This is a genomic window from Streptomyces sp. NBC_01261 (assembly GCF_036226385.1).
In the GTDB taxonomy this organism is placed as follows: domain Bacteria; phylum Actinomycetota; class Actinomycetes; order Streptomycetales; family Streptomycetaceae; genus Streptomyces.
The window spans coordinates 3,904,988-3,922,350 of sequence record NZ_CP108463.1; the positions used below are offsets into that span (position 1 = coordinate 3,904,988).

The window sequence follows — 17,363 nt, forward strand, 5'->3', positions numbered from 1 at the left end:
CGTGTCGGCCGACCCACAGCCGGACGACGCGTCGACGGCGGCCGGCGGACGTGCCGCACTTCCCGCCCCCTCCCGGCGGGACCCGGTCCCCAACGAAGGTGACACGATGAATCAGCAGCTCCTGGCCAAGACCTTCGTCGAACTGGCGGACAACCTGGTCGCCGACTTCGATCTGATCGACTTCCTGCGCCTGCTCACCGACCGCTGCGTGGGCATGCTCGGAGCCGACGCGGCGGGCGTGCTGCTCGCGGACCGCGACGGCGAACTGCGTGTGATGGCGGCCTCCGACGAACAGGTACGGCTCCTGGAGCTCTTCCAGCTCCAGAACGACGAGGGCCCCTGCCTGGAGTGCTTCCGCTCCGGCACCCCCGTGATCGTCCCCGATCTGACCCGGGAGGCCGAGCGCTGGCCGCGCTTCGTCACGACGGCCCACCGCAGCGGTTTCACCGCCGTGCAGGCGCTGCCGATGCGGCTGCGGGACGAGGTCGTCGGCGCTCTCAACCTCTTCCGGGCCGCCCCCGGTCCGTTCGACCCGGCGGCCACGCTGATCGCCCAGGCCCTGGCCGACGTAGCGACCATCAGCCTGCTCCAGCAGCGCTCCAGTCACCTCAGCACGATCCTCAACGAGCAGCTGCAGACCGCGCTGAACAGCCGCGTCCTGATCGAGCAGGCCAAGGGCAAGCTCGCCGAACGCCTCGGCATCGACATGGAGCGCGCCTTCACCACCCTGCGCGGCTACGCCCGCGCGCACAACCGGCGCCTGTCGGAGGTGGCCCGCGCCTTCGTGGACGACTCCGAGCCGCTGCCCGGCCTGGGGGTATGACGCGGAGACGAGAGGCGCCCTCCGCCGTTTCCTCGCGCGTGTCCTGCACGGCGGCGGGTCCGGTGGGAGCACTCCCTACGCCCCAGCCGCAGCCGGAGTGACCGGGTACCGGTGGACAGGTGGCAGGCCGGGCAGCAACCCCGGCCAGACCGTGTCGATGACATGCGCGCTCGGCGTGAACAGCGGCTGCGGCAGGGTGGGCAGGTCGGCGACCTCGTGCCACTCCCAGCGGTGGATCAACTGAGGTTCGGTGACGGTCGGTCGACCGGTCCAGGCGGTGACGCGGACGGCGCCCGTCAGCCGGGGCATGCCGTGCGTGGAGTCCATCAGGAGGGCGAGCAGCCGTGCGCCTCCCGGGAGCGGGTCGGCCTTCAGTCCGGTCTCCTCCTCCAACTCCCGTACGCCCGCCTCCAGAAAGCCCTCGCCGGCGTCGTTCTTGCCACCCGGCAACTCCCAGACCCCGCGCACCGACCAGCCCAGCAGGATCCGCCCCGCCGGGTCGGTCACGACCACACCGGCACCGGTGAGGGCATGCGGCGAAGGCCGCTTCTTGCCCGCGCAGGTGACGACCGCGGGGGCGGGATCACGCAGGACGACGAACGCGAGACCGCCGGCGTCGTACCGCTCGGCCACCGTCCAACTCCCGCCCAGCGCACGGATCTCCTCGTCGTCGAGGGCGATGGAACGCCTGCCGTCGACCTCCTTCTCCGCCTCCGCGACGGGCGTGATGACACACACGACACCCCCCGGTCGCAGCCGCTCCCGCAGCCGGTTCATCACCCGGGTGCGGTCGTGGACGAAGGCCCAGCCGAGGCGGAGGGTGATCAGGTCGTAGGCGGGATGCGGCAGGGCGTCAAGGCTGTCGCGTTCGATGTCGAGCAGGTGGTAGTTCACCGCCGGGTCGGGGGTGGCGGAGGGTTGGTCTCCGGCACGGGCGCGCGCGAGGGCGGCGGGCGCGAAGTCGACGGCGTCGACCTCGTACCCCGACTCGGCCAGATGGCGGGCGAGTTCGCCCAGCCCGCAGCCGACGTCCAGGGCGTGTCCGCCGCCATCGGGGGCCGGGGCGTGCTCGGCGAGGAGCGCGCGTTCGGAGTCGTGGAGCGGGCTGAAGGTGTTGCCGTCGGCGTAGTGCGCGTCCCATGCGTCGGTCACGGGGTTCTCCCTGCGAGGTGGTGGTCGGTCAGCGGTCGTTGGACAGGGCCAGGAGTTCCGCGAACAGGCCGCCGCCGTGGGCGAGTTCGTCGTAGGTGCCCTGTTCGGCGATGCGGCCGTGCCGCATGACCACAACCCGGTCGGCGATCTTCGTGTTGACCAGTTGGTGGGTGACGACGATCGTCATGCGGCGGGCGGCGATCGCCTTGATCTGTTCGAGGATGGCGTGTTCTCCGCGGGCGTCCATCTGGCTGGTCGGCTCGTCCAGGATCAGCAGGTCCGGCTGCCGGTACAGGGCCCGCGCACACGCCAGCCGCTGCCACTGCCCACCGGACAGTTCGGTACCGCCCCACAACTCACGGGCCAGCAACGTGTCCAGCCCATAAGGGAGTTCGTCCACCGCCTCCCGCAGTCCTACGGCGTCCAGCGCCTCCCGCACCAGCAGGTCGTCGCCGGTGCGGGGCTGGCCGAGGGTGACGTTGTCGCGGACGTTGAGGGGCCACTGGGCGAAATTCTGCGGCACCAGACCCGACAGCTCCCACAGCTCGTCCGGTGCGAGACCGGCGAGGTCGTGCCCGTTCCAGCTGACCGTGCCCTTGTCGGCGAGGAAGATGCCCGCGAGGAGCCGGGTCAGGGTGGACTTTCCGGAACCGTTCTCGCCGACCACCGCGAGGATCTCGCCGCGCCGCACGGTCAGCGAGACCCCGGCCACCGCGGGGATCTCCTTGCCCGGGTAGCAGTAGACGGCCTCGTCGAGCCGGATCTCCTCCACCGGCGTCCCCGGTCCCGACCGCCCTCGTTTCGGGGCGCGTTCGGCGGCGAAGGCGAGGAAGCCCTCCAGGTCGGCGAGATAGAGGGCGGTGTGGAACATCGCGGCGCCGTAGATGACGAGTTGGCCGAGTGCGGCGAGGGTGGTCTGGACGGCGACGACCGCAGTGGCGGCGATGGCGGGTTCGACGCGTCCGGTGGCGGCCAGCCAGGCGAGCGCGGCCCAGGTCCCGATGAGGAAGACCCCGCCGATCGCCGAACTGGCCAGCACGATGCGCAACATGCGCGGCGCCACGTCCAGCACCCGGCGGTCGATGCGTTCGGAGATCGTCCGGTGCCAGAACCCCAGGTAGGGGACCATCCCGTTGGCGCGGATCTCGTCCGAGAACTTCGGGCTGGTCACCCAACCCCGCATGTTCTGGCGGACGTTGCGATCGCCGACGTTGGCGTAGTGCGTCTCGTACTGGACCTTCGCGTGCAGGATCGCGCCCACGCCCGCGGGCACGACCGCGAGCAGCAACAGGGGCAGCATCAGCGGGTGCAGCACGGACAGCACCCCGCTCGCGCTGAGCATCCGGACCACGGCGGCGGTGAAACGCGTGGCGTCCTGCACCATCACATGGCCCCGGATCACCCCCATCTCCGCGGCCTCCTGCCGGTCCGCGAAGCCGTCCTCGGCGCGCGCGGCGGCCTCCACCCGGCACACCGCCTCGACCAGGGAACTGTCCGCCGCCGTGGTCAGCCGCGGGGTGATCCGCCCGTCCGCGTACGAGGACAGCGCGCTCGCTACCCGGCCGACCGCCGCCGCGACGGCGATGACCAGCAGCGCCGGCAACGCCTGATGCAGCCGGTCGCTCACGGGCCCGGCCGCCAACACCGAGCGCATCGCCCGCGCGGTGGACAGCAACAGCACTACGGCAGTGGCGCCGACGGCCAGTTGGCAGCCGGCCAGCAGCAGCACGGCGGCCCGGTCGATGGCCCACGCCATCCGCGCGGTCTGTGTGAGCACGGAGGGCAGCCGTGCGCACAGCTTCCCGAACTCGGCCTCGGCCAAGGGGTTCTGGGCATGGCGGCCCTCGTAGCGGATCTCGGCGGGTTGCGGTGGCGGCACACGCGAGGCGGTCCCGGGCGACGGGGTCCGGCCGGCCGTCCCGGCGGTCATCGGGCCGCCCCCTCGGCACGGCGGGGCATCAACCGACGTTCTGGTAAGCGGTGTTGGCGGTGAGTCATACGGCAGCCTCCCCCGACGGCCCCCGCACTAGCCGCCCGACCATCTCCTGCCGCGCGGGTGCTGCCCCAGGGGCCGCTGGGACGTGTGGTCACGACACGGTGTTCGAGTGGCCGTACAGTCGGCCGTCACCTGACCGAGGGATGGCCGGACAACGCTGAACCGTCCCGGTGGCGCGGGGGATTGGCCACCGGGACGGTGCATCGGGCGGGCTCCTCGGCCGCGTGGTGCGGTCAGGCCGGGGCGCCGACCGGGAGGTCCGACGCGTCGTCGGGGCGTACCTCGCCGTCCTCGTCGACGTCCGGGGGGATCGTCGACAGGGCGCTGGAGTGGAGGTCCTTCGTGCGGAGCATCGTGAAGCCGATGACCGCGGCGATGAAGCCGAGGATCGCGCTGAGGGTCATCGCGCCGTGGAAGACGTTCATGAACGCGTCCTGTCCGGCGGCCAGTACCTTCTCGCGCAAGGGGACCCGCGGCCTTGGCGACGGCGTCGAGGCCACCGGCGCTGACGCCGTGCGCGGCGCTCTCCGCGTCGGACGGGTGCGACGAGGAGCGGCTGACCGTACTGCGGAGCCAAGCCGAGCAACTGCGGCGGGAGTTGGACGCGCTGCTCGCCCGGGTGACCGAGATCCGGCGCTCGACGGCCGGCCACCCCCCGGAGTCCACCGGCACGTCGACCAAGTCCACCGCGCCCCGGCTGATCCGGGTGGCGGAGGAACTCCGCTCCCCGCACGCGAAGGTGGCAGCGCCCGGCACCTCTCGGCGTCCGACACCGAGGGGCAGGTCCGCGCCATCCGAACGGCCCTTCGGGACGCGGAGTTGGAACCGTCCGACATCGGCCATGTGCACGCCCACGCCACCTCCACCCCGGGCGGCGACCTCGCGGAGGCGGACGCGGTGGCGAAGGCGCTGGGCACGCACCCGGTGGTGACCGCGACCAAGTCGATGACGGGCCACATGCTGGGCGCGTCGGGGCGTTCGGCGCGATGTCCGCCCTCCTCGCCCTCCATCACGGGGTAGTCCCGGCCACCCGCAACCTCGACGCCATCGACCCGCGGATCCACCTGGACGCGGTCAACGGCGCGAACCGTGAGGGCGGTTGGGACGCGGCCCTCCCCAACTCCTGCGGCTTCGGCGGCCACAACGTCAGCCTGATCCTGAAGCGGACGCCATGAACGAGGAGTTGGAGCCGGAGCAGCGGGACGTGCCGCCGACGATCGGCGTACTGGGCGCGGGCGGCATCGCCGTGGCGCTGGCGACGATGTTCGCCCGTGCCGGGCACGAGGTGCGGATCGGCGGGCGCGACGAAGACGTCGTGGCGGAGTCCTCGGTCGTGATCCCCACGGCCCTCGGCGTGCAGGGAGCGGTGCAGCGGCTCCGCCCCTGGCGCGCCGAGCTGCGCGGCAGGATCCTGGTGGACATCACCAACCCGTTCACCGGCGGCCATGTCGACTTCGTGAGCCCCTGGGCGACCGGCGGCACCCCCGACCCGTCCGTCCCCGACATCCACGTGATCTCCGACGACGAGGAGGCGAAACGGACGTTCCTGGGCCTGTGCGCGGCGACACCCTTCACGTACGTCGACGGGGGCGGGGTGGACCAGGCGCGCCGGGTGGAACGGATGGCGTTGCGCGAGGTGGGCTCGGCGGGGATGCTCGCGGCCTGAACCGATGGAATCCAGCCCTTCGGGGGCTGGAGTACCGTGGCACTACCGAGCGCACCTCGCACGCCGTCAGCCGTTTCGGCGTCGCCCTCGGGGAACGGCAACGCCGGAGCGCTTCGTGTCCGGCCGGAAATGAGCCGCCCCACATGAGCCTGATGAGTCTCGGAGTACTGCACTCCTCCCGCAAGGAGAACGAGTTCCGGCTGCCGCTGCACCCTCGGCACCTGGACCGGATCGACCCGGACCTACGAAAGCGGATCTTCCTCGAAGAGGGTTACGGCGAACGGTTCGGTATCGCCGACGACGCGCTGCGGCCCCTCGTCGGCGGCCTCCGTTCGCGTGAACGCCTGGTCGCGGAGTGCGACATCATGCTGCTGCCCAAGCCCATGCACGAGGACCTCGCCGAGCTGCGCGAGGGCCAGGTGCTGTGGGGCTGGCCGCACTGTGTGCAGGACGAGAAGACGACGCAGATCGGCATCGACCGCCGGCTGACCCTGATCGCCTGGGAGGCCATGAACCACTGGACCTCCACGGGCGCCTTCAGCGTCCACGTGTTCCACAAGAACAACGAGCTGGCCGGTTACTGCTCGGTGCTGCACGCGCTGCAGCTCGGCGGGCTGACCGGGAGCTACGGCCGCCGGCTGCGCGCGGTGGTCATAAGCTTCGGCGCCACGGCGCGCGGCGCGGTCACGGGGCTGGGTGCGATGGGTGTCTCCGACGTCACGGTGCTCACGCAGCGCGCGGCGGCGGCCGTCGCGTCGCCGATGCCGTCGGTCGTGATGGGCCACTTCCAGGAACGGGAGGACGACCCCACCCGGCTGGAGGCCGTCACCGGGCTCGGGCCGGTGCCGCTCGCGCAGTATCTGGCCGGGTTCGACATCGTCGTCAACTGCGTTCTGCAGGACACCGACGCTCCGCTGACGTTCGTCAACAACGAGGAACTCGCGCTGTTCCAGCCGGGGACCTTCTTCATCGACGTGGCCTGCGACGAGGGCATGGGCTTCGCCTGGGCCCGGCCGAGCGGCTTCGGCGACCCGATGGCCACGGTCGGACCGGGGTGCCACTACTACGCCGTGGACCACAGCCCGTCCCACCTGTGGAACTCCGCGACGTGGGAGATCAGCGAGGCGCTCCTGCCGTATCTGCGTACGGTCATGAGCGGTCCGGCCGACTGGGACGGCGACGTCACGGTCCGGAAGGCCATCGAGATCCGGGACGGAGTCGTCCAGAACCCGAAGATCCTCTCCTTCCAGCACCGGTCGGCCGCCTACCCGCACAGCCCCGAGGCGCAAAGGCCCGGAGGTCATGAGGTGAGGCGGCCTGACGGCAAGCCGGTTGAGGGCCCGGTGGTGGTCTAGTTCCGGTTGACACCGGTGGCCACCGCGTGGCCGATGAAGAGATAGACGAGGGCGGGCAGGCCGTAGTTGACGACAGTGCGCCAGTCCGCCGAGTGGATGGTGAACAGGTTGTGCGACCAGCCTGAAAGCCAGTTGGCCGCGTTGTGGACCCAGTCGACCGAGTTGTTCGCGGTGTTGGCGTCGAACAGATAGAGAGCGATCCACAGGATCAGGATCAGTGCCGCGATGTCCGCGATGACGGAGATGACCGTCCCCGCGGGGCTTCCGCCGTAGCGTCTGGACATGTTCAACGGATGGCCCGGAACGCCGAGTTGAAACCTCTCGGCGTCCGGTGCCGTCAACGCCGGGCCAGTTGCCGCTCGCCGCCGGCACCCGGCTGGTACGGCAGCCCGTAGTGCTTGAAGATCCCTTCCTCCTGCTCGGCGGGCAGCACGTCGTCCGTACCGATCGAAGGGGCCTGCTTCACCAGAGCCTTGGGATACCCGACCTTCACGTAGTCCGGCCCCACGATCGCGTCGTCCAACGGCACGAAGATCAGCCGATGCCGCGTGGGCAACCCGACCCGAACCGTCGCCATGGCCGGCTCATCGGTCGCGGTGTCCACATACACGGCCTCCAGCACCCCGATCTTGTGCGCCTCCGCATCCACGACGTCCCGCTCCCGCCACTCCCGAACATCGGCTGCGTGAATCATGGCCTTCTCCTTCGGACGGCTCGTCCAACAGCGGGGTCCAGAACGCCAGGGCCAGGGCCAGGGCCGGTTCGACCAGCGTAGTCCTCACCGCGGGACGCGGACAGTGATCGGGGACAGTGATCGGGGACGGCGGCCGGTGGCGGATGGCCACCGGACGCCTGTTCGGGAGGTGTGGAGAGGGCTAGCCTGTGGCCTACGGCCCCAGCCCCCGGCAGCGTCGACCCTCGCTCTCCCGTGCTCCTCGGGGGCGCATCTCGCACATCGGTGCCGGATCGCCACGCGGCATCGACGCGCTCCGTGCGGGCGCCTTTCCGCCGCCCGCCGCCTCGCTCGCGTTTCACGACAGGCGGACACATGTACGCGCTGATCGTTCCGGCTTCGACCCCCTTCGTCCTGCTCGCCACCGTCCTGGGCCTGTCCTGGTGGGAGGACCGCATCCTGCCGACACCGGCCCCCGCACCGGCTCCACTCCCCCAACTCCGCGGCGCCGACGCCCCGTTGACCGAGTCTCCGGCTAACGCGGACTCACCGGCCGCCCACCCGGAAAGTGACGTTCGATCACCTGTGCCACCCCGTCCTCGTCAAGGGACGACGTGACCTGGGCGACCGCGTCCAGCACACTCGGGTGGGCGTTGGCGACGGCGTACGGCATGCCCGCCCAGGCCAGCATCGGGAGGTCGTTGGGCATGTCGCCGAAGGCCATCGTCTCGGCGGCGGTGATGCCGCGGTCGGCCGCGAACCGCCGTAGGGCATGGGCTTTGCTCACACCCGCGGCGACGGCCTCGACGAGCCGTTCGCCGTTGGAGTGGTAGACGGTGACCAGGTCGTCCAGTGCCGGGGCGGCGAGGGCGAGCAGCTCGTCGGCGGTCAAGTGCGGGTGCCGGCCGACGAGTTTGGGCGCCGGACGGTCCCACAGGCCGGCCTCGCCGGGCCGCCGGACGGTGATGTCGTCGTCCCAGACCCCTGCCTCGTAGAGGTCGTCGCCGTCGAGTTCGGTGGCGTACTCCACGGCGAGGCCGATGCCCGGGATCGACGCCCGGAGCCGACGAACGGTCTCGGCGAGGGTGCGCGGGTCAATGGCGTGCTCCGCTACGACAGTTCGGGTGCCCATGTCGTAGAGGAACGCCCCGTTGGAACAGATCGCCGTCCCGAACGCGCCGAAGGCGTCCGCGATCGGGCCCATCTGGCGCGGCGGCCGTCCGGTGGCGAACACGAACTCGGCACCCGCGTCCCGGACCCGGGCGAAGGCCTCGACGGTACGGGCGGACACGGTGCCGTCCTCGCGCACGACGGTCCCGTCGAGGTCGGTGGCGACGAGCCGGGGCTGAAGCCGAACACTGCCGCCGGTCGTGTGCGTCATGCGTGACTCCTCGCCGCAAGGTGTTCTCACGGGGTGGTGGCGTGGTCCCCAACTCCCCTGTGAGGATGGGTTGTTCGCGTGCGGCACCCGCGGGGCCGACGTGATCACCTTATGCAGGGCCGGTGCACTCGGCTCGCTCGGTAAAGTGATCCCATCACCCGCCCGGTGGGCCGGTCGGCGTCGTCCTCGCCCAGGGGGACACGAAAGGGAGAGATGACCATCGCCCCCGCCAGCGATCCCGCACTCGTCCGCGCCCTGCTCGCCGCGCAGTTCCCGCACTGGTCCCACCTCCCCCTGAGACTCCTGGAACCCGCCGGTTCGGACCATGTCATCCACCGCCTCGGCGACACCATGTCCGTACGACTGCCCCGGAGCGACTGGGCGGACGGCGAGGCCGCCAAGGAACACGCCTGGCTCCCCCTTCTCGCGCCCCGACTCCCCCTGACCGTCCCGGAACCGCTCGCCCTCGGCACACCGGGCTGCGGCTACGCGTGGCACTGGTCCGTCACCCGCTGGCTCGACGGGACGACGGCGACCGTGGAGGGCCTCGCCGACCCGGAGCTGGCCGCCGCTCAACTCGCCGATTTCCTAAGGGCGTTGCAACACATCCCCGCCGCCGACGCCCTGACCCCCGGACCTCACCCCGAGCTGACCCGCCCCTCGCTGGCCACCCGCGACCAGTCGACCCGGGTGGCGATCAGGGCCGTGGACGGAGTCTTCGACACGGCCGCCCTGACCGAGGTCTGGGACAACGCGCTCGACGCCCCCGCCTGGGACCGCGCACCCGTCTGGTGCCACGGCGACTTCCACACGGGCAACCTGCTCACCGTCGACGGCCGGATCTCCGCCGTCATCGACTTCGGCGGCCTGAGCATGGGCGATCCCGCCTGCGATCTCGTCGTCGCCTACACCTTGTTGTCGGCCACGACCCGCCCGCTCTTCCGCACCGCACTCGCCCTGGACGACGCCACCTGGACGCGCGGCATGGGCTGGGCCCTGACCACCGCGCTGAACGCGTACACGAGTTACGCGGCCACCGAACCCAACGTGGCCCGACAGACCACCCGCCAGCTCACCGAGGTCCTCACCGAGCACGCGGCACGCGGGCGTCATCCCAACACACCGGCGGGTGCCCGCAGTTCGGAATGAAGCGGGAGCCGGACCCTGAAGGTCGCCCCCCGTCCGGGCGCCGAGTCGATCTCAACTCGCCCCGCGTGCGCGGCGACCAGGGAGTCGACGATGGCCAGACCCAGGCCGGCGCCACCGGTGGCGCGAGTGCGGGACGTGTCGGCGCGGTAGAAGCGTTCGAAGATGTGGGCGGTCCGGGCCGGCCTGAGCCCCGGCCCCTCGTCCGCCACCTCCAGGACCGCGTCCCCGCCGGCCGTGCCCACACCGATGCGGATCGGGGTGCCGGGCGGGGTGTGGGCGACCGCGTTGCCGACGAGGTTGGTCACGACCTGGCGCAGCCGGGCCTCGTCGGCCAGGGCGGGAGCCGAGGCGGGGGCGCCCGTGCCGTGCGGGCCGGTGAGGGTGACCGGGCGGGTCGCGTCCAGGGCCCGTACGTCGTGCAGGGCGTCGGCGGCGAGGGTGCGCAGATCCGTGGGAGCCAGTTCGAGGACCGGGCCGGAGTCGCCGGTGGTTCCCAGGCTCAGCTCGTCGAAGCGGGCCGGCAGCAGCATGTCCTCCACCAGCCGGGCGAGCCGGTCCGACTCCCGGGCGATACGGGCCATCGTGGTGTCGATGTCCTCCCGGTCGGAGACCGCGCCCATGCGACGCAGATCCGTGAGGCCCTTGATACCGGCCAGCGGGGTGCGCAGCTCGTGGCCGGCGTCGGCGACGAAGCGGGTCATCCGCGCCTCGGACTCCGCGCGGGCGGCGAACGCGGTCTCCACCTGCGCGAGCATGCCGTTCAGCGCAGTGGCCAGACAGCCCATCTCCGCGCGCGGGCCCACCAGTTCGAGCACGCAGCGAAACAGGTCACCGGCCGCGATCTCAGCCGCCCATGCGGCCATGTCGAGGGCTGCCGCGTACCGGTCCGCCATGGCCGTACCGGCCGACTCGGGGTTACGGAAGTCGAACCTGAGGGCGACCTCCACACCAGGACGGGTCATCGTACGAGAATATGATTCTCGCCATGAAGAATGAAATATGCAGAAAAAGACAACAATCCTCCCTGACCTCCGCGGAAGCCTATGTTCCTCCAGGGGCTACCGGGCGGTAACCGCTTCGCCCTACGCTGCTGCCGCCACCAAGGCTCCAACTAGGCCACGGCGAAGGGGACTTGACACTCATGAAGGCGATAAGACGGCTGGCGGCGCTGCTGGGTACCGCCGCCCTGCTGCTGACGGGGGCCGCGGGCAACGCCCACGCGGCGGCGGCGAAGTTCTCCGAGACGACGACGATCGGGACGCACAACGCGTACGAGAAGGACAAGTACACGTACTGGGCGCAGGCGTTGGACTCCGGGGCCTCGCTGCTCGAACTCGACGTCTACGTCGACAGCTTGAGCAAGCGGTGGCGGGTCAGCCACAGCGACCTGTTCTCCAACGACAACAACTGCGAGCACGCGAGCACCCCCGCCGACCTGTACAGCAAGGACCGCGACCAGGACCTCGGCAGCTGCCTGGACAACATGGCCGCCTGGAACACCCTGCACCCGGACCACGCGCCCATCATCATCAAGGTGGAGATGAAGGTGGGTTTCAACCAGACCATCGGCCTGGGCCCGACCGCCTTCGACACCCTGGTCTCGCAGAAGCTCGGCAGCAGCGTCTACAAGCCGTCCGACCTGCTCGGCTCCTCCTACTCCACGCTCGACGCGGCGGCCCAGGCGAACGCGTGGCCCTCACGTGACGCCCTCAAGGGCAAGTTCATCTTCGAGTTGATCCCCGGCACGGTCGAGCAGGCCAACCCGTTCGACCACTACTGGACCGACCAGGAGTACGGCGACCATCTCCGCGACCTGTACGCGGCCGGCACGATCGCCCAGGCGCAGGCCTTCCCGGCGGTGCTGGGCGCGGCCAACGGCGATCCCAGGGCGACCCGTTGGACGTCGGACACGTCGATCCGCCCGTGGTTCGTCTTCTTCGACGGTGACGCGGCGACGTACGTCAACAACGGCTACGACACGTCGTTCTACTCCACGAACCACTACATCCTGATCATGACGGACGCGTACGCGGTGGCCCCGGCGATCTCCTCAACCGCCCCCACGGACGCGGAAGTCGCCGCCAAATTGGCACTACTGGCAGCGGACCACGCAAGCGTGATCACTTCTGACTGGTCGTCGAAATCGGCGTCGGTCCTGTCCTCGGCGGCCACCAGAAGCTGAGGTTCCGGATAGCGGGGACGGGGCACAAGTCCCCCATGTTGCATGGCATCGACGTAAGCGCGTTCCAGTCCACCGCGTACGACACGGACGGCTCCTCCTTCGTCTTCATCAAGGCGACGGAGGGCCATTCGTACGTCAACCCCAGACTCACGGCCCAGACGAAGACGGGCCGTGACGCGGGACTGGTCGTCGGCTTCTACCACTTTCTCTGGCCGGGCGACATCACCGCCCAGGCGGAGTACTTCGTCGGCAAGGCCCCTGAAAAAGCGGGCGACTTGCTGGCCGTCGACTGGGAGACCACCGGCGACGGCACCCACGCCACGAACGCCGAGAAGGACAGCTTCATCCGCAAGGTGAAGTCCCTCCGCCCGAACAACCGGGTGATCCTGTACACGAACCGCGACTTCTGGCTCACCATCGACAAGACGTCCTACGCGGGCGACGGCCTGTGGATCGCCGACTACACGACAGCCGGCAAGCCCCGCATCAAGGCGGACTGGAAGTTCCACCAGTACACGTCGGACCCCCACGACAAGGACGTCGCCGACTTCACGACCAAGGCGTCCCTGCAGACGTGGGCGAAGGACGCCTGACGGTCGTGCGAGCCGGGCCGGTCAGCCCTTGAAGTCCCCGGTCCGCTCCCGCGAAGCCTCCGCCAGCCCCTTCTCGACCCCGGCCACGCCCTCCCGCAGCCCGTACACCGGCGTCCCCGGCTGCTGCCGCCAGGAGTCGTCGAGGGTGCCCGCGTCGACCGTGTCGAAGCCGAGGTCGTCGATCAGGGCCCGGACCACGCGCTTCGCGGCCTCGTCGTCGCCGGCCACCGGGAGGGCGAGGCGGTCGGGGTCGCCGGACGGACGGGGGCGGTCCAGGATGTCCTGGGCGTAGGTGCCGTTGAAGGCCTTGATCACGGTGTGGCCGATCTGCCGCGCGGTCCAGCGGCTCTCGGTGAGGTCGTCGTCGAGGATCGCGGCGATGCGGCCGTCGCGCCCGGGGTAGTAGTTGCCGGTGTCGATGACGGCGACGTGCTCCGCGGCGCCGTCCAGGAAGCCCTTGGGCAGGTCCGGGACCGCCTTCAACGGGACGGTGACCACGACGACCTCGGCCCCCTTCGCCGCCTCCTCGACGGGTACGGGCGTCGCGCCCGTCTCCTCGGCCAGCGCGGTGAGTGTCTGCGGGCCGCGCGAGTTGGCGACGGAGACGTCGTGCCCGAGCGCGGTGAGCCGCCGGGTGAGGTTGCCGCCAATGTTGCCCGCGCCGATGATGCCGATCTTCATGACAGACCCTTCGCCGATCCGGATTCCATACGATCCATGCATGCGCATGCGTCTGGGGGCCTCAACCCCGGGTCTCCGTCACCTATTCCGCCCCCTCCGCCGTACGAGTGACGGCGACCCGCGGCACCTGCGCACCGAACGGATCCTCCAGCTCCGCCCGCAGCACCTCCGCCGCCGTCTCCGCCGCCCCCTCCACGACCGCCCGCACCAGCGCCTCATGCGCTTCGTCCCCGGTGTTCGGATCGTGCGCGCGCAGCTCCGTCAGCGCCAGCAGCTCCACCAGCCCCTTCCGCAGCACCGGCGTGAACTGGCCGAAAATATCGGCTAGTACGGGATTGTGGGCGGCGGCGACCACGGCCGCGTGGAACGCGATGTCGGCGTCGACGAACGCGCTGTCGTCGGCTCCGGCAGCGGCCCGGCGGTCCTCCAGCGCGCGCTCCATCGCCGTCACGTCCTCGGGCGTACGACGGCTCGCCGCCAGCCGGGCCGCCTGGACCTCGATGCCCATCCGCACCTCGTAGACGTCGGTCACCGCGGCCCGCCGCAGCCGGGTCGGCCAGTCCTCGGCGGGCTCGGTGGCGACGACGAACACCCCGGCGCCCTGCCGCGGCCGGACCAGGCCCGCCCCCGCGAGCGCTCGCAACGCCTCACGGACCGTGGAACGGCCCACGCCCAACTCCGTTGCCAGAGTGGTCTCGCCGGGCAGTCTGCTGCCGACGGGCCACTCCCCGGCGGTGATCTGCGCGCGCAGCCGGTCGGCGGCCTGTTCGACGAGGGGACTGGGGCGGACGGGACCTAGCGGCACGGGCAGCTCACCAACTCGGAGATCATCGGGTTCATCGACACTCAGGAGATTCTCACTTGTCTGAGGACCTGAGGTGTGGCTAGCCTACCGGCATGACGCTTCGCGGTCTCCTTCTTCTCGGCTGCCGCGGCGGGGCCTGACGCGACCGGCACCCCGCCGCGGGTCGCCGTGCTGCCGGTCACCGTCCGACCGAGCCGAGAGCAGTCAGCAGACGATGACCACCGCATCCCCCTTCCGCTGGAACCCCCAGCGCCCGAGCCCGATGCCGTACGACCGCTACCGCCCCTTCCACGAACGCGTGAACGTCCCTTCCGGGGGCCGGAGTTGGCCCGCTGCCCGGATCGACCGCGCTCCCCTCTGGGTCCCCGTCGACCTGCGCGACGGCAACCAGGCGCTCGCCGAGCCGATGGACACCCCGCGCAAGCGCCGGCTGTTCGACCTGCTGGTGGCGACCGGTTTCAAGGAGATCGAGGTCGGCTACCCCTCCGCGAGCCGCACCGACTTCGACTTCGTACGGCATCTGGTGACCTCCGGGGCCGTGCCGGACGATGTCACGCCGGTCGTGTTCACCCCGGCCAGGCCTGAGTTGATCGACCGCACCTTCGACGCGGTCGAGGGACTGCCCCGCGCGGTGGTCCACCTGTACATCGCGACCTCGCCGGTGTGGCGTGAGGTCGTACTGGGCCGGGACCGGGGCGAGGTGTGGGCGACCGTGCGCGCGGCGGCCGAGCACATGGCGCGCCGGGCCGGGGACGCGCCCGGCATCCGCTTCCAGTTCTCCCCGGAGACCTTCAACCTCACCGAGCCCGACTTCGTCCTCGAACTGTGCGACGGGCTCACGGAGTTGTGGGACGCGAGCCGGGACCGGCCGGTCACGCACAACCTCCCGGCCACGGTCGAGATCGCGACGCCGAACGTCTACGCCGACCAGATCGAGTACGCCCACCGGAACCTGTCCCGGCGCGACGCGGTGATCCTCTCCGTCCACCCGCACAACGACCGCGGCACCGGCGTCGCCTGCGCCGAACTCGCCGTCCTGGCCGGTGCCCAGCGCGTCGAGGGCTGTCTGTTCGGCAACGGCGAACGCACCGGCAACGTCGACCTGGTGACCCTCGCCCTCAACCTGTATGCCCAAGGCGTGGACCCCATGGTCGACTTCGGGAACATCGACGCGGTCCGGGAGACCGTCGAGCACTGCAACCGGCTGCCGGTGCATCCCCGCCACCCGTACGCCGGCGAGCTGGTGTACACGGCGTTCTCGGGTACCCACCAGGACGCGATCAGCAAGGGGTTCGCGCAACACGCCCGCAGGGCAGTGGAGTCGGGGCTCCCCGAGGGACGCGTCCCCTGGTCCGTCCCCTACCTGCCCATCGACCCGGCCGACGTGGGCCGTTCCTACGAGGCGGTGATCCGCGTCAACTCGCAGTCCGGCAAGGGCGGAATGGCGTACCTGCTGCGCACCCACCACGGCCTCGACCTGCCGCCGCGTATGCGGCCCCACTTCTCCCGGGTCGTCCAGGAGGCGACGGACGCGAGCGGGCGGGAGGCGACACCGAAGGAGTTGTACGAGCTGTTCCGGGAGACCTACGTGGTCGAAGGACCGCCCGAACAGGGCGAGTTGGCGGGCCTGGGCACCTCCGCCCTGGTCGAGACGCTCGCTGCGGCCGGCTGCGCGGTGGACGTGCTGGAACTCACCGAGGACGGGACGGCCGCCTACGCCGAGTGCCGGGTGAACGGCGTCACGGTGTGGGGTGCGGCGGAGGGTCCGGCGGCCTCCGTACGGGCCGTCCTCTCCGCGGTGAACCGGGTGCCGCGATGACGGACGTGCTGCGCGCCGAGAACGTCCAGGTCGTACGCGACGGCCGCCCCATCCTGGCCGAGGTCTCCCTCACCGTCCGCGCCGGCGAGCACTGGGCCCTCCTCGGCGCCAACGGGGCGGGAAAGTCGACCCTGTTGAGCCTGCTCGGGGCGCAGGTCCACCCGACAGGAGGGACGGTGGAGGTCCTCGGCCGACGCCTGGGCCGGGTCGACGTACGGGAGTTGCGGTCCTACGTCGGTCACGTCAACCCCCGCCACCCGCTCACCGAACCCCTGCGGGTGCGGGAGGTGGTCCTGACCGGGGTGACCAACTCCGTGGCTCCGCTTCCCCGTTGGCGACCGACGCCCGCGCAGCTGGCGCGGGCCGAGCGGCTCATCGGGACGTTGGGGCTGACGGAACTCCGTGACGCCCGCTGGCCCACCCTCTCCCAGGGGCAGCGCGGCCGGACCCTGATCGCCCGTGCGCTGATGCCCGAGCCCCGGCTCCTGCTGCTCGACGAACCGGCCACCGGCCTGGACCTCCCGGGCCGGGAGCGGCTGCTCGACGCTCTGGACGGGCTGCGCCGGGAGCATCCGGACCTGGCCACGGTCCTGGTCACCCACCACCTGGAGGAACTGCCCGTCGGCACCACCCACGCCCTGCTCCTGCGCGACGGCCGCCCCCTCGCACAGGGCCCGGCGGACGAGGTCCTCACCAGCGACCAGGTCGGCAAGTGCTTCGACCTGCCGCTGGTCCTGGAACGGCACGAGGGCCGCTGGAGCGTACGGATCAGGAACACCCGACGCCGGACATGACGGAGGGGCGCCCGTCCACCGTGGGACGGGCGCCCCTGCCGCTCAGGCGAAGATCACTCTCGGGTCACTTGTTCAGGTGGGCCCAGAACTCGTCGAACGACAGGACCTTGTCCCCGTTGAGGTCCCGGCTCTTGATGATGGCCTCGGCAACTGTCTCGGTGACGTTCCAGTCGCCTCCCTGGGCCAGGGCGGTCTTGAACTCGGCCGCGGTGATGACACCGTCACCGTCCGTGTCGATCCGCTGGAAATGCTTGCGTGCTTCCTCGATGTCCGCCACCGGATCCGCCCCTTCGT

General features: G+C 70.9%; 19 protein-coding genes and 1 pseudogene. 10 read left to right on the forward strand and 10 right to left on the reverse strand.

Features of this window, described 5'->3' with window-relative positions; genetic code table 11:
- Positions 1-106 precede the first annotated feature (106 nt).
- Positions 107-823 carry a GAF and ANTAR domain-containing protein gene (locus OG226_RS16735; RefSeq protein WP_329349346.1) on the forward strand — a complete coding sequence of 239 codons (717 nt, stop codon included), beginning with the start codon at positions 107-109 and terminating at the stop codon, positions 821-823.
- A 75-nt stretch (positions 824-898) separates the two neighbouring features.
- Here OG226_RS16735 and OG226_RS16740 read toward each other — a convergent pair whose 3' ends face one another.
- The 3 genes from OG226_RS16740 to OG226_RS16750 form a co-directional block, all read right to left on the reverse strand.
- Positions 899-1,975 carry a bifunctional class I SAM-dependent methyltransferase/NUDIX hydrolase gene (locus OG226_RS16740; protein WP_329349347.1) on the reverse strand — a complete coding sequence of 359 codons (1,077 nt, stop codon included), beginning with the start codon at positions 1,973-1,975 and terminating at the stop codon, positions 899-901.
- Between the two features lie 28 nt (positions 1,976-2,003).
- Positions 2,004-3,905, reverse strand: a complete 1,902-nt coding sequence (locus OG226_RS16745) for an ATP-binding cassette domain-containing protein (protein WP_329349348.1) — start codon at positions 3,903-3,905, stop codon at positions 2,004-2,006.
- 299 nt (positions 3,906-4,204) lie between these two features.
- A complete protein-coding gene (locus OG226_RS16750; protein ID WP_329353752.1) occupies positions 4,205-4,435 on the reverse strand; it encodes a hypothetical protein in 231 nt (76 codons plus the stop codon).
- Between OG226_RS16750 and OG226_RS16755 the strand changes: the two genes are divergently transcribed.
- The 4 genes from OG226_RS16755 (at position 4,395) to OG226_RS16770 (ending at position 6,992) form a co-directional block, all read left to right on the forward strand.
- Positions 4,395-4,991 (forward strand): hypothetical protein, encoded by a 597-nt coding sequence (locus OG226_RS16755; RefSeq protein WP_329349349.1) that lies wholly within the window; start codon positions 4,395-4,397, stop codon positions 4,989-4,991. The two genes, OG226_RS16750 and OG226_RS16755, sit on opposite strands and share 41 nt — an antisense overlap.
- Positions 4,958-5,146 carry a hypothetical protein gene (locus OG226_RS16760; RefSeq protein WP_329349350.1) on the forward strand — a complete coding sequence of 63 codons (189 nt, stop codon included), beginning with the start codon at positions 4,958-4,960 and terminating at the stop codon, positions 5,144-5,146. Before OG226_RS16755 ends, OG226_RS16760 begins: the two co-directional genes overlap by 34 nt.
- The gene (locus tag OG226_RS16765) at positions 5,143-5,637 is read left to right on the forward strand and encodes an NAD(P)-binding domain-containing protein (protein WP_329349351.1); all 495 of its coding nucleotides are present in this window, start codon (positions 5,143-5,145) and stop codon (positions 5,635-5,637) included. The genes OG226_RS16760 and OG226_RS16765 overlap by 4 nt, the downstream gene beginning before the upstream one ends.
- Before the next feature lie 143 nt (positions 5,638-5,780).
- Positions 5,781-6,992: a N(5)-(carboxyethyl)ornithine synthase gene (locus OG226_RS16770; protein WP_328678921.1), complete on the forward strand. Its 1,212-nt coding sequence runs from the start codon at positions 5,781-5,783 to the stop codon at positions 6,990-6,992.
- Here OG226_RS16770 and OG226_RS16775 read toward each other — a convergent pair.
- The 3 genes from OG226_RS16775 to OG226_RS16785 form a co-directional block, all read right to left on the reverse strand.
- Positions 6,989-7,276, reverse strand: a complete 288-nt coding sequence (locus OG226_RS16775) for a hypothetical protein (RefSeq protein ID WP_328678922.1) — start codon at positions 7,274-7,276, stop codon at positions 6,989-6,991. The two genes, OG226_RS16770 and OG226_RS16775, sit on opposite strands and share 4 nt — an antisense overlap.
- A gap of 53 nt (positions 7,277-7,329) precedes the next feature.
- Positions 7,330-7,686: a PRC-barrel domain-containing protein gene (locus OG226_RS16780; protein ID WP_327401181.1), complete on the reverse strand. Its 357-nt coding sequence runs from the start codon at positions 7,684-7,686 to the stop codon at positions 7,330-7,332.
- A 514-nt stretch (positions 7,687-8,200) separates the two neighbouring features.
- A complete protein-coding gene (locus OG226_RS16785) occupies positions 8,201-9,046 on the reverse strand; it encodes an HAD family hydrolase (RefSeq protein ID WP_328678923.1) in 846 nt (281 codons plus the stop codon).
- Between the two features lie 213 nt (positions 9,047-9,259).
- Between OG226_RS16785 and OG226_RS16790 the strand changes: the two genes are divergently transcribed.
- A complete protein-coding gene (locus OG226_RS16790) occupies positions 9,260-10,195 on the forward strand; it encodes an aminoglycoside phosphotransferase family protein (protein WP_328678924.1) in 936 nt (311 codons plus the stop codon).
- On the opposite strand, the pseudogene OG226_RS16795 reads toward OG226_RS16790, so the two are convergent.
- Positions 10,156-11,046 (reverse strand): annotated as a pseudogene (locus tag OG226_RS16795) (sensor histidine kinase); the annotation flags it as partial. The gene OG226_RS16790 and the pseudogene OG226_RS16795 sit on opposite strands and share 40 nt — an antisense overlap.
- 290 nt (positions 11,047-11,336) lie before the next feature.
- On the opposite strand from OG226_RS16795, the gene OG226_RS16800 reads away from it, so the two are divergent.
- Positions 11,337-12,377 carry a phosphatidylinositol-specific phospholipase C domain-containing protein gene (locus OG226_RS16800; RefSeq protein ID WP_328678925.1) on the forward strand — a complete coding sequence of 347 codons (1,041 nt, stop codon included), beginning with the start codon at positions 11,337-11,339 and terminating at the stop codon, positions 12,375-12,377.
- Positions 12,378-12,412: 35 nt separating this feature from the next.
- Positions 12,413-12,970, forward strand: coding sequence for a GH25 family lysozyme (locus OG226_RS16805; protein WP_329349352.1), 558 nt, complete (start codon positions 12,413-12,415; stop codon positions 12,968-12,970).
- Between the two features lie 21 nt (positions 12,971-12,991).
- Here OG226_RS16805 and OG226_RS16810 read toward each other — a convergent pair whose 3' ends face one another.
- Together OG226_RS16810 and OG226_RS16815 are read right to left on the reverse strand one after the other, a co-directional pair.
- On the reverse strand, positions 12,992-13,651 hold the full coding sequence (locus tag OG226_RS16810; RefSeq protein WP_328678927.1) for an NADPH-dependent F420 reductase: 660 nt from the start codon (positions 13,649-13,651) through the stop codon (positions 12,992-12,994).
- 82 nt (positions 13,652-13,733) lie between these two features.
- The gene (locus OG226_RS16815; RefSeq protein ID WP_329349353.1) at positions 13,734-14,456 is read right to left on the reverse strand and encodes a FadR/GntR family transcriptional regulator; all 723 of its coding nucleotides are present in this window, start codon (positions 14,454-14,456) and stop codon (positions 13,734-13,736) included.
- A gap of 214 nt (positions 14,457-14,670) precedes the next feature.
- Between OG226_RS16815 and OG226_RS16820 the strand changes: the two genes are divergently transcribed.
- Together OG226_RS16820 and OG226_RS16825 are read left to right on the forward strand one after the other, a co-directional pair.
- Complete coding sequence (locus OG226_RS16820; protein WP_328678929.1) at positions 14,671-16,275, forward strand: 2-isopropylmalate synthase; 1,605 nt, start codon at positions 14,671-14,673, stop codon at positions 16,273-16,275.
- On the forward strand, positions 16,272-17,069 hold the full coding sequence (locus OG226_RS16825) for an ABC transporter ATP-binding protein (protein ID WP_328678930.1): 798 nt from the start codon (positions 16,272-16,274) through the stop codon (positions 17,067-17,069). The genes OG226_RS16820 and OG226_RS16825 overlap by 4 nt, the downstream gene beginning before the upstream one ends.
- A gap of 64 nt (positions 17,070-17,133) precedes the next feature.
- Here OG226_RS16825 and OG226_RS16830 read toward each other — a convergent pair whose 3' ends face one another.
- The gene (locus OG226_RS16830) at positions 17,134-17,346 is read right to left on the reverse strand and encodes an EF-hand domain-containing protein (RefSeq protein ID WP_033282798.1); all 213 of its coding nucleotides are present in this window, start codon (positions 17,344-17,346) and stop codon (positions 17,134-17,136) included.
- Between the last annotated feature and the right edge of the window lie 17 nt (positions 17,347-17,363).

What these genes read in the sequence shown, in the direction of transcription:
- OG226_RS16800 (WP_328678925.1), top strand. Translation starts at nt 11,337, where the DNA reads ATGAAGGCGATAAGACGGCTGGCGGCGCTGCTGGGTACCGCCGCCCTG.
- OG226_RS16785 (WP_328678923.1), bottom strand. Translation starts at nt 9,046, where the DNA reads ATGACGCACACGACCGGCGGCAGTGTTCGGCTTCAGCCCCGGCTCGTC.
- OG226_RS16790 (WP_328678924.1), top strand. Translation starts at nt 9,260, where the DNA reads ATGACCATCGCCCCCGCCAGCGATCCCGCACTCGTCCGCGCCCTGCTC.
- OG226_RS16810 (WP_328678927.1), bottom strand. Translation starts at nt 13,651, where the DNA reads ATGAAGATCGGCATCATCGGCGCGGGCAACATTGGCGGCAACCTCACC.
- OG226_RS16760 (WP_329349350.1), top strand. Translation starts at nt 4,958, where the DNA reads ATGTCCGCCCTCCTCGCCCTCCATCACGGGGTAGTCCCGGCCACCCGC.
- OG226_RS16820 (WP_328678929.1), top strand. Translation starts at nt 14,671, where the DNA reads ATGACCACCGCATCCCCCTTCCGCTGGAACCCCCAGCGCCCGAGCCCG.
- OG226_RS16805 (WP_329349352.1), top strand. Translation starts at nt 12,413, where the DNA reads ATGTTGCATGGCATCGACGTAAGCGCGTTCCAGTCCACCGCGTACGAC.
- OG226_RS16735 (WP_329349346.1), top strand. Translation starts at nt 107, where the DNA reads ATGAATCAGCAGCTCCTGGCCAAGACCTTCGTCGAACTGGCGGACAAC.
- OG226_RS16765 (WP_329349351.1), top strand. Translation starts at nt 5,143, where the DNA reads ATGAACGAGGAGTTGGAGCCGGAGCAGCGGGACGTGCCGCCGACGATC.
- OG226_RS16745 (WP_329349348.1), bottom strand. Translation starts at nt 3,905, where the DNA reads ATGACCGCCGGGACGGCCGGCCGGACCCCGTCGCCCGGGACCGCCTCG.
- OG226_RS16825 (WP_328678930.1), top strand. Translation starts at nt 16,272, where the DNA reads ATGACGGACGTGCTGCGCGCCGAGAACGTCCAGGTCGTACGCGACGGC.
- OG226_RS16755 (WP_329349349.1), top strand. Translation starts at nt 4,395, where the DNA reads ATGAACGCGTCCTGTCCGGCGGCCAGTACCTTCTCGCGCAAGGGGACC.
- OG226_RS16775 (WP_328678922.1), bottom strand. Translation starts at nt 7,276, where the DNA reads ATGTCCAGACGCTACGGCGGAAGCCCCGCGGGGACGGTCATCTCCGTC.
- OG226_RS16770 (WP_328678921.1), top strand. Translation starts at nt 5,781, where the DNA reads ATGAGCCTGATGAGTCTCGGAGTACTGCACTCCTCCCGCAAGGAGAAC.
- OG226_RS16780 (WP_327401181.1), bottom strand. Translation starts at nt 7,686, where the DNA reads ATGATTCACGCAGCCGATGTTCGGGAGTGGCGGGAGCGGGACGTCGTG.